12 protein-coding genes are annotated in these 12,748 nt (G+C 36.7%); 4 read left to right on the top strand and 8 right to left on the bottom strand.

What is annotated here, in order from left to right:
• The first annotated feature begins 31 nt into the window (after window positions 1-31).
• Entirely contained in the window at window positions 32-1,009 is a 978-nt protein-coding gene (locus tag ACE38V_RS11875) for an ABC transporter substrate-binding protein (protein ID WP_375841458.1), read from the top strand.
• Window positions 1,010-1,269: 260 nt separating this feature from the next.
• Here the strand turns inward: ACE38V_RS11875 and ACE38V_RS11870 are convergent, their stop codons facing one another.
• From ACE38V_RS11870 to ACE38V_RS11860, 3 genes are all read right to left on the bottom strand, one after another.
• On the bottom strand, window positions 1,270-2,442 hold the full coding sequence (locus ACE38V_RS11870; protein ID WP_375841457.1) for an FtsW/RodA/SpoVE family cell cycle protein: 1,173 nt from the start codon (window positions 2,440-2,442) through the stop codon (window positions 1,270-1,272).
• A gap of 226 nt (window positions 2,443-2,668) precedes the next feature.
• Window positions 2,669-3,430 (bottom strand): DUF4931 domain-containing protein, encoded by a 762-nt coding sequence (locus tag ACE38V_RS11865; protein WP_375841456.1) that lies wholly within the window; start codon window positions 3,428-3,430, stop codon window positions 2,669-2,671.
• Between the two features lie 184 nt (window positions 3,431-3,614).
• Complete coding sequence (locus ACE38V_RS11860; protein ID WP_375841455.1) at window positions 3,615-4,373, bottom strand: FixH family protein; 759 nt, start codon at window positions 4,371-4,373, stop codon at window positions 3,615-3,617.
• Between the two features lie 278 nt (window positions 4,374-4,651).
• On the opposite strand from ACE38V_RS11860, the gene ACE38V_RS11855 reads away from it, so the two are divergent.
• The 3 genes from ACE38V_RS11855 (at window position 4,652) to ACE38V_RS11845 (ending at window position 5,864) form a co-directional block, all read left to right on the top strand.
• Window positions 4,652-4,843 carry a hypothetical protein gene (locus tag ACE38V_RS11855; RefSeq protein WP_375841454.1) on the top strand — a complete coding sequence of 64 codons (192 nt, stop codon included), beginning with the start codon at window positions 4,652-4,654 and terminating at the stop codon, window positions 4,841-4,843.
• A gap of 49 nt (window positions 4,844-4,892) precedes the next feature.
• Window positions 4,893-5,639 (top strand): (S)-benzoin forming benzil reductase, encoded by a 747-nt coding sequence (locus ACE38V_RS11850; RefSeq protein WP_375841453.1) that lies wholly within the window; start codon window positions 4,893-4,895, stop codon window positions 5,637-5,639.
• A gap of 72 nt (window positions 5,640-5,711) precedes the next feature.
• A complete protein-coding gene (locus ACE38V_RS11845; protein WP_375841452.1) occupies window positions 5,712-5,864 on the top strand; it encodes a hypothetical protein in 153 nt (50 codons plus the stop codon).
• A 723-nt stretch (window positions 5,865-6,587) separates the two neighbouring features.
• On the opposite strand, the gene ACE38V_RS11840 is transcribed toward ACE38V_RS11845, so the two are convergent.
• The 5 genes from ACE38V_RS11840 to ACE38V_RS11820 form a co-directional block, all read right to left on the bottom strand.
• Complete coding sequence (locus ACE38V_RS11840; protein WP_375841451.1) at window positions 6,588-9,713, bottom strand: MMPL family transporter; 3,126 nt, start codon at window positions 9,711-9,713, stop codon at window positions 6,588-6,590.
• Complete coding sequence (locus ACE38V_RS11835) at window positions 9,713-10,177, bottom strand: MarR family winged helix-turn-helix transcriptional regulator (RefSeq protein ID WP_375841450.1); 465 nt, start codon at window positions 10,175-10,177, stop codon at window positions 9,713-9,715. Before ACE38V_RS11835 ends, ACE38V_RS11840 begins: the two co-directional genes overlap by 1 nt.
• Window positions 10,178-10,361: 184 nt before the next feature.
• The gene (locus ACE38V_RS11830; protein ID WP_375841449.1) at window positions 10,362-11,096 is read right to left on the bottom strand and encodes an amino acid ABC transporter ATP-binding protein; all 735 of its coding nucleotides are present in this window, start codon (window positions 11,094-11,096) and stop codon (window positions 10,362-10,364) included.
• Window positions 11,097-11,112: 16 nt separating this feature from the next.
• The gene (locus ACE38V_RS11825; protein ID WP_375841448.1) at window positions 11,113-11,814 is read right to left on the bottom strand and encodes an amino acid ABC transporter permease; all 702 of its coding nucleotides are present in this window, start codon (window positions 11,812-11,814) and stop codon (window positions 11,113-11,115) included.
• Window positions 11,801-12,625 carry an amino acid ABC transporter substrate-binding protein gene (locus ACE38V_RS11820; protein WP_375841447.1) on the bottom strand — a complete coding sequence of 275 codons (825 nt, stop codon included), beginning with the start codon at window positions 12,623-12,625 and terminating at the stop codon, window positions 11,801-11,803. The genes ACE38V_RS11825 and ACE38V_RS11820 overlap by 14 nt, the downstream gene beginning before the upstream one ends.
• Between the last annotated feature and the right edge of the window lie 123 nt (window positions 12,626-12,748).

The following is a 12,748-nucleotide window of genomic DNA, read 5'->3' as shown; positions in this document are numbered from 1 at the left end:
ATCAATTACAACAACTTTAGGAGGATCTAACGTGAAAATCATTAAATCATTATTTTCTATTATTTCTATATTGGCGGTATTTGTATTAGCCGCTTGTGGAAATAATTCTGATGGGCAAAATGCAAAAGATACAAACAATAATTCAGCCTATACAGTTAAACACGCAATGGGAACAACCACAATCAAACAAACACCAAAAAGAGTCGTAATTTTAACCAATGAAGGAACTGAAGCCCTATTGGCATTAGGCATTAAGCCTGTTGGTGCGGTTCAATCTTGGTTAGGAAATCCTTGGTATGACCATATTAAAAATAAAATGGATGGCGTAGCGGTAGTTGGAACGGAAAGTGAAGTAAATCTTGAAAAAATTGCCTCCTTACATCCTGATTTAATTATCGGCAATAAAATGCGTCAGGAAGCGCTCTATGATAAATTAAATGCCATTGCTCCCACGATATTCTCTGAAACTTTAAGAGGAGATTGGAAGGATAACTTTAAGTTGTATGCCAAAGCTTTAAATCGTGAAGATAAAGGAAATGAAGTTCTTAGTCAATTTGACCAGCATGTAACTGATGTAAAAGAAAAACTGGGAACTCAGGTGAACCAAGAGGTTTCTGTTGTTCGTTTCCTAGCAGGCAACGCCCGAATTTATTACACCGATTCCTTCTCTGGAATCATCTTTAATGAATTAGGATTTAAGCGTCCTAAGGCGCAAGAAGAGCTTTTCACTGCTGATAACAAACTCGGTAATCTCGCTATTGAAGTAGGAAAAGAAATGATTCCTAAAATGGATGGAGACCTTCTCTTCTATTTCACCTATACACCTGAAGGAGATAAGTCAGCTGTTGATACAGAAGTAGAATGGACAAATGATCCCCTATGGAAAAATTTAAATGCAGTGAAAAATGGAAAAGCATACCAAGTAAGTGATGCTATTTGGAATACTGCCGGAGGAGTACTCGCTGCAAATCTAATGCTTGATGATATCGAAAAATTATTGGTTAAATAATGATCTCTTAACTTTGAAATAGATAGCTCCTTTCCCCTATTAGGAGCCCCCCTTTTTTAGAACCTGTCCCCACAGGTTCTTTTCATTTCTTTCGCTATTCATTTTATCCCACTCTTAACAGACATTTTGACTCCCACTTCAAGATTCTTGAGAATACGAAGAATATAAGTGGGAGATCAACTGTCTGTAAAGGTCCGATAAGTTCAACAACTATGGTAATAAGAAAAGCAATGATTAAAGAGAGGAGAAAGCCTCACCCTTTAATCACTGCTTGCAAACATATACTTTTTATAATGATACCGAATCGAGAAAATGAGGCTAATCGCCAGCATATTCCCCCATAGCGAGCTGCCTCCATAACTAACAAAAGGAAGCGGAATTCCCGTAATCGGCAATAAACCAATCGTCATGCCAATATTTTGAAAGACGTGGAAGGTGATCATACTGATAACCCCCACACAAATGTAGGAATTATATTGATTCTTCGTACCCATTCCAACTTTTGTAATGTGGTAAATCAAAAGAAAGAATAAACTAATGACTACACTGGCCCCAATAAAACCAAATTGCTCGCCGATAACGGTGAAAATGAAATCCGTATGACTCTCTGGTAAATAAACCTCTCTTGTCCCATATCCTTTACCTGCTGTTTCACCAGACCCGATCGCAAGGAGCGATTTTGTTAATTGAAATCCTGTTGTGCTTTGATAGTTATAGGGATCTAACCAGGAATAAATGCGACCAAATTGATATTCTTTTACCCCTAAGTATTTTTCTAAAATTTCCGGCTTCGCAAGAACAAAATAAAAAATAGTCGATATCAGCATAATTCCAAAGCCAAAAATCGGCGTCAATATTTTCCATGAAATACCGGAAATAAAAATCATTCCCACCATTATCGCAATAAATACAAGAGAAGTCCCTAAATCCGGCTGCTGCATAACAAGCAGTAAGGGAATAAAGGTAACAATGCCAATTTTCACAAGCAACCAAAAATCAGTTTTCAACGTCTTTACCCGGTTCTTTTGATGGTGTTCATCAATAATTCGGGCGAGCGCCAAAATAATAAATACTTTAACAAATTCAGAAGGCTGAAGCGATCCCATAGCAGGAACTTTATACCAACTTTTCGCCCCGTTAATAACAGGGGCAATACTGCTTGGAGCGATAATTAAAAACGCAAGCAAAAACAACCCAAAACCATAGACATACCAAGTCAGCTTCCTAAGCTGTTCAGAATCAAGAGTAATAACAGCGGCAATAATTCCCGTACTGGCGATATACCAGAGAATCTGTTTTATGAGGAAATTATCCTTATATTGTCCTGTTGTTTGCGCACTATAAATAGCAATACAGCTTGCCAAAAATAATAAAAGTAAAATAAAGATTAAACTGAAATCCAATCGGGATTGTATATTCTTATTTGAAGCCATGCTTTAAACTCCTTCGATGAGAAAACCATTTTCATGTACCTATTATATCCTAAAATGTTTAAACCATTGTGATTTATTAACAAATCAAACAATAGAGGAATGGTTTCACGTAAAAAAATATTACTACAACTCATCATTATATTTTTAATATGGACAAAGCACAACTTTTTTTAGTGAATGGGTATTATTACATTTTCATATCATACATAGATCACGATCACCATCATCATATAAAATATTTCTTTTGGATATCATGAACCATCCATTCCAGATTATCTGGGACTTGCGGAATGGAGTATCCGATATAAATAGGGGTGGTTACAAATCGCGGGACAATCTTTGCAAAGATTTGATGATCCATATGATAAAAAAAGATATTATAACTGGAACAATGATAAGGAAATGCATTTAGCGTATAATGGGTCGCAATTTGCAAAAAAAAGGCAAAATGCTGAATTCCTCTTAAATCATTCATTTTCACATTCATTTCCGTAAATCCAATCCGAGGCTGATCAGAAATCTTGAAAGTGACCCCTTCTTCTTCATGAATCAAAAATCCTTCAAAATCCCTAGGATGCACATTTTCCTTGTAATCAATCTCCTTTAAACCCACAATTTGCATATGTGGGTGGGCAATCGAGCCACCAGATAACGGACCATGATTTTTGAAAAAAAGAACTGATTGATATTCCCCGCTCTCTTCCATTGCAAGCCAATGTCGAATGCCAAACTGTAATAATTTCATTAAATATTCCTTAGAATAACGGGAGATTTCTCCATGACAATCATCCGTTTCAATTAATACCGTTTGAAAAGAATCCTCCAACACAGGATATTTATTTTTCAGTAAAATCATCGAGTCATACACATCGATGATTCCATTTAGCTGATTGGTTGCACAAAAGGGGCAACTTATCTCTTTGTTGCGAATACTATCAGGCTTTTCCTTTCCAATTGACGTCTTAAATAATAAATGATTATATTTCATCCTCAATTCCTACCTTTAACCTTTCTTTATTTTTATATTAGAGTAAAATATGATGATTGACGAGTTTTATGCTAAAAACTTGGCGATATATTTGGACTCTTCTCCTTTCATTAGGAGACCCGCCTTGCGACAAAAGAAGCGAATCACTTCTTTAAGCGATTCGCCCCTAGTTTTCTATACTTTATTAAACCGTAACGGCTTCTTCCTGATGCTCGTGTAAACCTTCGTTATTTTCAACATGAATCTTAATCATATATTTTCCTTTAGAGGGAAAGGTGACCTCTCCTATGTATTCTCCTTGTTTTCCTGATTGAGTTATCACCCAATTAGGAACCGTTTCTCCGTCTTTTAATATCTCGTACTTCACATAAGCATTATTAATTGGAGTTTCACTTTTTTCGATATGAACGGATAAATTATATTTAACATTAGCTTGAAAATGCTCAGGTTTTATTAAATGAATAGTGATATCCCCATGATGATGTTGTTCTGCCTCAGCGTCATGATTTTCCTGTGTGCTATGGTGATCATGTGTTACTTCAGTTTCTCCTATTTGAATCGCTTGCTTTGGCATGGAATGCATGCTACGTGCCGTCACATGGGATTGTATATAATACGTTCCATTATGCTCAAATGTTTGGTTCATTTGATATAATCCATTCTTTGTATGCTTGGCTGCAACCGTTTTACTTGTATCCTTGTCGCCATCCATCCAAATCTCAAATTTTACCTCATCTGCATCATCCACTGGCTGATCATTCCGTGTTACACGAACGGCAATTGGAACCTTTTCGCCAACTTCCACTTTTTCTGGCATTTCAATCTTTGCATTAATTAAAGCTGCCATATCGCCATCAGTTTGCTCCGCTTGTTGATCATCTTTTTTCCCACAAGCAGTTAAAATGACTAACAGACAAGCCATAATAATAAAATATTTCTTCACATGATTCCCTCTTTCTTTTCAAACTTAATAATATTTTAACTATTACTATAGTAATTAATTGTGATAGAAGTAAGAAATATTGATATATATTTTACATCATTTCCATCCTTTCAGTCTTATACACAACCTATTTTGACTGAGTATGGGTCAATGATAATTTAATTAAAAATTCGGAAATATCAATGTTTTCATCTTGAAAATCGAATAGAAGAGTGATAACACTAAAATATACGAAATAGTTGAAAAATTTAAATTTAGAGAAAGAAGCGTCGATAAGGATGAAAAAAGGATTGAAGGCGCCGCATTATTGCTTAATCTGGACGGTAATAAGTACGATTGGATTTTATTATGTTGTTGGTCTTTCTCCATTAACTATTGCTTGTTTTAGCGCGGGAGTTATTTTATCCACCTTAAATTTTATTGAGGACGAAATGAAATTTTACGAAAAGGAGAATAATAGTTTAAAATAGCGATTGATTATATTATTTTTCATAAAAATAAGTTCGAGGTGAAGTCAAAATGAAACTCGCGATCATCACAGGTGCTTCAAAAGGACTAGGTTATGCGATCACTGAAAAATTAATGGAAGAGAAATTTGCGGTTATCACCATTTCAAGAACGGAAAACAAACAGTTAAAATCAGCTGCGGAAAAGCTAAAGCTATTTTATCAATTTTTCTCTTGTGATTTTACGCAATTAGATGAGATTGAAAATGCGTTCCAGCAAATTGGCAAGATTATGACATCTACAAGCTTTGATTCCATCTATTTATTTAATAATGCTGGTGTCGTTGAACCGATTGAAGCCATTGGACATTTAAATTCTCAAGCCCTGATTTCCAATATTCAAGTTAATTTAATGGCTCCAATGCTGATTACTAATATCATGCTCGAATGGGTTAATGCCCCATTAACCATTATCAATGTAACATCAGGGGCTGCAGAACGCCCATTTCATGGATGGAGTGCCTATTGTAGTACGAAGGCAGGAATCAATATGTTTTCACAAACCTTTGCCCTTGAACAGGAAATATCCGAAGGGAAACATAAAATCCTTGCCTTCAATCCCAGCATAATGGATACAGAGATGCAATCAGCCATTCGTTCTTCCTCAAAAGACGCTTTTCATTTACTAGAACAATTTCAAGATTATAAAAAAGAAGGAATGCTGCGAAGCCCGGAAGTCGTTGCCAATGCTTTAATACAATTTGTTTTAAAGGATGATTATAAGAGTGGCCAAGTCTATCATGTTAATGACTTATTATAAGATTTCTACATATTCTTTGCCTATAAACACCAAACTATTACTGTTCAATAATAAAAAGGAGTTTGGTGAGATATGACAAAAATATCGAACAAAGGAAGCAAAAATCAAAATTCGCCAAAAGCAGAAAATAGGCAAACAGAATTTTCTCAAGAAATCTCTGGCGATAACAGCAAAGGAAATAAGAGAAATAAAGATCAAAAAGCGAAAACTGATACAAATCAATAAACGAAAAAAGAGCCAAAAGCGTCATCTCTCCATATAAGTCTATGGATTGTCGTTTTATTGGCTCTTTAACATGTGAGGGACCATGAATATATTTAGCAATCGCGAATAAATGTGGGAGATCGCGAACAAATTTAGCTATCGCGAATAAATGTCCTGTTTTCGCGAATAAATTTTAAAAGTCGCGAATATTTTCCTGAAAGTCGCGAATAAAATTTCATTTTCGCGAATAAGTGCTGTGCACCCCTCTTCTTCGCAATAAAAAATGAATGAAATCGCGAGTATTTTTGAAGAATCGCGAGAAAATCGTAATTTTCGCGAATAAAACTTTATTTTCGCGAGCAAAATCCAAAAATCGCGAACAAATGTGAGGGACCGCGAACAAATTTAGCAATCGCGAATAAAAGCCCCGTTTTCGCGAATAAATTTTAAAAGTCGCGAATATTTTCCTGAAAGTCGCGAATAAATTCTTATTTTCGCGAATAAACGTCTTTTTCTATCTTATTTTTCATAGAGAGATATCCCTGAGAATCCATAATGAAACCTTTTTTGTAAAAATCAACTCAATTTCCTATATAAAAGGAGCATTTCTCATCGATGGATACGAGTTACTACTTCATTCTTGATGAAAATCAGCTTTCTCTCTCTCATACTCCAGTGTAAATATAAAAAAACTGCCCCCCAAAGCCAACGATACATAGCTTTAGTGGACAGCCTTATTTTCACTTATTTAAAGTTTTTGTTAATAAATGGCCACCAATTGGCCTTGCCGAATAATTTTGCCATTACTGGAATAAATAGCGGCAAAATGATAAATCCATAAAGGAATAAACCGACCAGAACAATCGTTGCAATTTGTAAGAGAGAAAGGACACCTGATGGCATCATCGCTGCAAATGTTCCCCCTAAAATTACGGCTGCCGAAATAATGACGGTACCCATTTTTCTCATCGAATGCAAGATGGCATCACGAACCGGCATCTCTTTATATTCATTAAAGCGATCCATTAAGAAGATACTATAATCGATTCCAAGTGCAATCAGAATGACAAAGCCGAAAAATGGAACTGCCCAACCTATCCCTTCATAGCCGAGAATATTAACAAAAATTAATTCGCTTATCGCCATAGACGTATAATAAGTTAAAACCAACGATACCAATAAATATAGTGGCATCACGAATGAACGAAGCAAGAAGAAAAGGATTATCCCAATTCCTACTAACATGAGCATGACCGTACGGGAATAGTCATTATTTGATATTGTTCGTAGATCCGCATTAGTGCTTGTAATTCCTCCTACCGCGATGGTTGCATTTTCAAGCTTCGTACCCTTTGTTACGCGATCAATTGTAGATTTTATTGTTGGAATGTTATTAATGGCCTCATTAGAATAAGGATTTTCTTTAAAGATGATATCCATTGTCATGACTTTATGATCAGCTGACATATACGTATCTAGTACTTTAGCAAAATCTTTACTTGTCAGCAATTCATCTGGAATATACATTCCTACTGTGTTTCCATCAGCAGTAGAAAGCTTTGATAAGTAATCCTGTGCACTTCCTATCCCTTTATGGACCTCATCTAAACCATTTGCACTTTGGTTTAGTCCATCGGTCAAATCAGTCATTTGATCTCCTATGTTAGCGAAACCATCCAATAACTGTTGTTGACCGTCGTTGATACTGGACAAGCCGTTAGATACCTGCGGAAGCTTCCCAATAACTTGATTTTGACCATTGGCAGCTGCTGTTAATCCTTTTTCTAGCTGATCAAGTCCTGCAATCAATTGGGTCATTCCATTATTTAATGCCTTCTGTCCGCTTGTAATTTTCGCAAATGACTGATTAGCTTTTTTTACCCCAGCAGTTGCTCCAGCAAGAGATTGATTTAATTGCGACATGCCTGCAGATAACTGGGAAGTGGTGGCTTGTGCCTGCTGCATAGCACCTTTAATAGCTTGATATCTTTGATCTGAACTTAACCCCTCGTACCTGGCATCACTTTCAAGGCTAGGGAAAGCTTGCATGGCTCCACTTAAGCCTTTTGACAAACTTGCTAAGCCGTTTGCCACCTCTTCATATTTATTTTCAATGACAGAAAGTCCGCCTGCTGCCTCTTCATAACCAGCTAAAAGTTGTTCACTTCCAGCTTGTAATTTTACGGCATTCGCTCGAATCTCCTCTAACCCTTTTTTCGCTTCATCTGAGCCCATAGAGCCTTTGCGAATCCCATCTTCAATTTGACTTAAACCCATTTGCAGCCCACCCATACCGGATTGCAATTGATTTGTTCCGCTAATCAAGCCATTAATGCCGTCCGTTGCTTGATTCAGCTTCGGAACGGATTTAGTCATTTCAGTTCCAGCTTGATGAAGCCCATTACTGATTTTTTGAATTCCATCATTCCCCTTACCCAAGCCATCCCCTAAAGTTTTAGCCTGATTAGAAACGAATAAATCATCAATTTGGTCTCCGAGTGGACGACTGACAGAACGTACCTTATCAACCTCATCTAATTTATTCAATTCTTGCGTAATTTTTTCAGCTAGGCTAATATACTCTGAATTATTCATCGCATCATCATTTTTTATGACAACCTGTGCCGCCATGGACTGACCTGGTCCAAAGCTATCCGCAATTAAATTGAAGGCATTTACTGCGGGAGAGTTATCTCCTGCTTCTTCTAAAGAGTTATAAGATAATGTCCCATCATAGGTTACTAGAAAAGGGACCGTGACGCAGGCAACAATCAGTAATGTAATGATGGGACGGGCAAGTGCAAAACGTCCTATCGTACCCCATAGTTTACTTTCCTTATGCTCAAGCTGTCCCTTAGATGGCCAAAACATTTTCCTACCTAATACCGACATAAAGAATGGGACAATTGTCGCAAGAGCCACAAGAAGAATAGCTACGCCAATAGCGACTGCTGCAGCAGATTGATATAATTTAAACGTTGATAACCCAATCGCAGAAAACCCAATCATAACCGCAACCGCACTAAAGAGGACCGTTTTTCCCGCAGTACGGTATGTTTCAACAATTGCATCTGTTAACGTTTCATGTCTTGAAAATTCCTCTTTAAAACGGCTTAATAATAAAATACAGTAATCCGTTCCAAGGCCAAATAGCACGGCGACAAGGAATATCTGAGTATATGAAGAGATTGGAAAATTAACCTTGTCTACTAAAAAGGAAACTACTGATTGTGATGCCAAATACGTAAAACCAACCGTAATTAATGGCACAAAAGGAGCGATAACGGAACGGAAGACTAAAAGCAGCACGGCTAAAATAAAGACAACGGTAATTCCTTCAGTTTTCTTCAGTCCTGCCTGTGCATTATCGTTTAAATCTTCGCCAATCATCCAACTGCTAGTAAAATAGTGATCCACTTTAATATCTTTTAAAGTTTTATAGAGTAGGTTGGTTTCCTTTTTCGCACTTTTGTCTCCCAGTTCTACTGTTAGTGCTGTTAAAATAGCCCTTTGGTCCTTTGAAACCAGCTGTGATTCTAAATCCTTTTCTTTTAAAGAAGACGTTATTTCTGTAATTCCTAATTGATCTTTATTTGCTTCAAGCTTATCTATCGCTTTTTTAACTTCATCCAGTCTGTCCCCAGTTAGCTTTTTGTCACTATGAAAAATCAAAGCAACCTGAGATTCATCTGCATTCTTCATTTTATCTAAAATGTTTTGTGCCTGAGCAGAGGAATAATTATCAGGTACATTAAGATCTCCTTTTTCACGAACAAGATTCGCCATATTCGGGGCTGTGAACATAAGAATTGCCACAACAGCCATCCAAGCTAGCAAAATAAACCATTTTCCTTTAATTATCGCTCTCATCATTTTTCCTCCAGGTTATCTTCCTTAATGTCCAATAAAATATCCGAAAGCTTTTCATACGTATGCAAAAATGCTTCGATTTCATCTGCCTCCAAGTTCTTTAAAAACATAGCGACTAAGCGGTTAATTTTCTTTTCTGTTTTCGCAAAAAGCTCACTCCCCGTTTTTGATAAAGATAAGTAAACGATACGACGATCAGCGGGATCCCGCTTTCTCTCAACTAATCCTTTATCTACAAGGCGATTAATAATCGCAGTTATGGCACTTTTCTTCACTTCAAAAATCTCTGCAAGCTCTGTTGATGTTATTTTCGAAGATCGATGGATATGCCGCAGTATGTAAAACTGATCATCAGTCAAATCATTCGCCATTTGCCCTTTTATCAACGCCCCTGCTCTTTTCGCGACGATAAACGAGACTTGCGTATAACGGTTGATAAGCTCTTTTATACGTTCTTCCTCCATAGACTTCACAACCTTCATATTTGTTAAATCATTTAACTATTAACGTTTTTAACTATAATGATGAATAGCTTGTTTTGTCAACTAATATAGATCGTTGTTTTTCCCTTTAAATAATATTCATCACTATTTTGAGCTATACAATAAAAAATACTCGCTCCACTTTGGAAAACGAGTATTTTTAAAATTATTGGATTAAATTTAAGAACTGTTTTGTTCGTTCTTCTTTCGGGTTGGTAAATATTTGCTCCGGATTACCCCTTTCGATGATAACCCCGCCATCCATAAAGATTACTTCATCGGCAACCTCTTGAGCAAAGCGCATTTCATGAGAAACGACAATCATCGTTTTTCCCTCATCGGCTAAATCCTTCATGACCTTCAAAACTTCCCCGACTAGCTCAGGGTCAAGAGCTGAGGTTGGTTCATCAAAAAGCATTACCTTTGGCTCCATGGCTAAGGCCCTTGCAATTCCAACACGCTGTTGTTGACCTCCTGAAAGCTGAAATGGATAGAAATCAAGCTTATCTCCTAAGCCAACCTTCTTCAACAATAGTTCTGCTCTCTTTCGTGCTGCATCCCTTGCTTCTTTTTTAACCGTCATAGGACCCTCCATGACGTTTTCCAAAGCTGTTTTGTGGGGAAAAAGATTATATCCTTGAAATACCATTCCTGTTAAGCGCCGAAAAACAGGGATTTGCTTTTTATCAATTTTCTTTGAAAAATCAAGCACTTGGTCCTCGATTGAAATGATGCCTGAAGTTGGCTCCTCCAATAAATTCAAACAGCGCAACATGGTTGTTTTTCCAGAACCAGATGGCCCAATAATAACAATGACCTTCCCTTTTTCAACATTAAGATCAATCCCTTTTAATACCTCTAATTGATCAAATTTCTTATGAAGTCCTTTAATTGAAATCATGTTATTCCCTCCCCACTTATCTTGAAACATAACGATCAAATCGAGATTCTAGTTTTCCTTGAGCAATAGATAGGAAGAAACAGATAATCCAATATAAAAGTGCAGCTTCACTATAGAGTAAAAGAAATTCATAGTTAGTTGAAGCAATCTCCTGTGCTTTTCTGAACATTTCCGTTAACAATATCAAGGAAGCTAGCGAAGTATCCTTGACTAAGCTAATAAAAGAATTGGATAGCGGTGGAACTGAAACTCGAGCTGCCTGTGGCAAAATAATTCTTCTCATCGTTTGTGCATAGCTCATTCCAATCGAATATCCAGCTTCCCATTGCCCCTTTGGAATGGAAAGAATCGCAGCGCGAATAATTTCAGAGGAATATGCCCCTACGCTCAATGAAAAGCCGAGAATAGCAGCTGGAAAAGGATCAATTACGACTCCAATTGTTGGTAACCCATAGAATAAAATAAATAATTGCACTAATAATGGAGTACCGCGAATGACGGACACATACACACGCGCAATAATTTCCAATATTTTAATTCCAGAAATTCTTGCTAAAGCAGTTAATACGGCAAGTACTAATCCCAAAACAAAAGAAATAAGTGTGAGTGGAATAGTATACAAAAGAGCTCCCTTCACCAAAGGGAGAAGGGAACTTTGTGCTATTGTCACTAATCGGTCTAATCTCTCAGGGTCTGCAAATATACTACTTAAGTACATCTTCACCAAACCATTTCTTAGATATTTTTAAATACGTACCATCATCAATCATGTCCGCTAAAGCATCATTAACTGCAGCTACAAGAGTATCGCTACCCTTTCTGAACATGATTCCACTTTGAGAAGCATCTTTGTGAATCGCTACTTCTTTAATTGGAGCATCTGGTTTTTTCTTCTTGTAATCTAAATAAGTTAAATTGTCATTAATCGTTGCTTCTACACGGTTAGAAGAAAGCAATTCAACTGCTTGGTTAAACCCTTCAACTCCAACTAGCTCTGCCCCAAAGGATTTCGCCATATCTCCATAATTGCTTGTAAGTGATTGAGCTGATTTTTTTCCTTTTAAGTCATCAAAGCTCTTGATGTCCTTATTACTTTTATTCGTAATAAGAACTGCTTTAGATGTAATATATGGAGTTGAGAAATCATATTTTTCTTGACGGTCTGGACGAATTCCAACTTCATTAACAATCATGTCAAAACGCTTTGCATCTAATCCAGCAAACATGGCATCCCATTGAGTTTCTTTGTATTCTGGCTTTACTCCAAGACGTTTTGCTACTTCGTTTGCAATATCAACATCAAATCCAGTAAGCTTACCATTATCATCATGATAAGTGAATGGCGGATATGTACCCTCAGTACCAATTAAAATCTTGCCTTCATCTTTAATCTTTGCAAGTAAATCTCCATTGCTTTCCGTCTTCTTCTCAGCTTTGTCTGCTGTATCTTTATCATCATTCGTACCACATGCAGCTAATACAAGTGTAAAACTTAAGAGCAATACGAAAAATAGTGATAGCTTTTTCATGTAAATCCCCCTAATCCTGATAGTTTTTGTCGGTATTTGTTATACTACCATTAAATCTCATATCCGTCAAAGGAAATTAATTTACTCTTATTTTCCTCCATTGTTTGCAAAATTACTCATCCT

Source organism: Cytobacillus sp. Hz8, from assembly GCF_042263505.1.
Lineage (GTDB): Bacteria > Bacillota > Bacilli > Bacillales > Cytobacillaceae > Bacillus_BE.
The sequence above is the reverse complement of the archived record's forward strand: the minus strand, read 5'-3'. Positions and strand labels throughout refer to the sequence as shown.

Bases quoted from the DNA above. Each gene is read 5' to 3' on its own strand.
- ACE38V_RS11870 (WP_375841457.1), bottom strand. From the start codon at position 2,442: ATGGCTTCAAATAAGAATATACAATCCCGATTGGATTTCAGTTTAATC.
- ACE38V_RS11865 (WP_375841456.1), bottom strand. From the start codon at position 3,430: ATGAAATATAATCATTTATTATTTAAGACGTCAATTGGAAAGGAAAAG.
- ACE38V_RS11855 (WP_375841454.1), top strand. From the start codon at position 4,652: ATGAAAAAAGGATTGAAGGCGCCGCATTATTGCTTAATCTGGACGGTA.
- ACE38V_RS11850 (WP_375841453.1), top strand. From the start codon at position 4,893: ATGAAACTCGCGATCATCACAGGTGCTTCAAAAGGACTAGGTTATGCG.
- ACE38V_RS11845 (WP_375841452.1), top strand. From the start codon at position 5,712: ATGACAAAAATATCGAACAAAGGAAGCAAAAATCAAAATTCGCCAAAA.
- ACE38V_RS11840 (WP_375841451.1), bottom strand. From the start codon at position 9,713: ATGAGAGCGATAATTAAAGGAAAATGGTTTATTTTGCTAGCTTGGATG.
- ACE38V_RS11835 (WP_375841450.1), bottom strand. From the start codon at position 10,177: ATGGAGGAAGAACGTATAAAAGAGCTTATCAACCGTTATACGCAAGTC.
- ACE38V_RS11830 (WP_375841449.1), bottom strand. From the start codon at position 11,096: ATGATTTCAATTAAAGGACTTCATAAGAAATTTGATCAATTAGAGGTA.
- ACE38V_RS11825 (WP_375841448.1), bottom strand. From the start codon at position 11,814: ATGTACTTAAGTAGTATATTTGCAGACCCTGAGAGATTAGACCGATTA.
- ACE38V_RS11820 (WP_375841447.1), bottom strand. From the start codon at position 12,625: ATGAAAAAGCTATCACTATTTTTCGTATTGCTCTTAAGTTTTACACTT.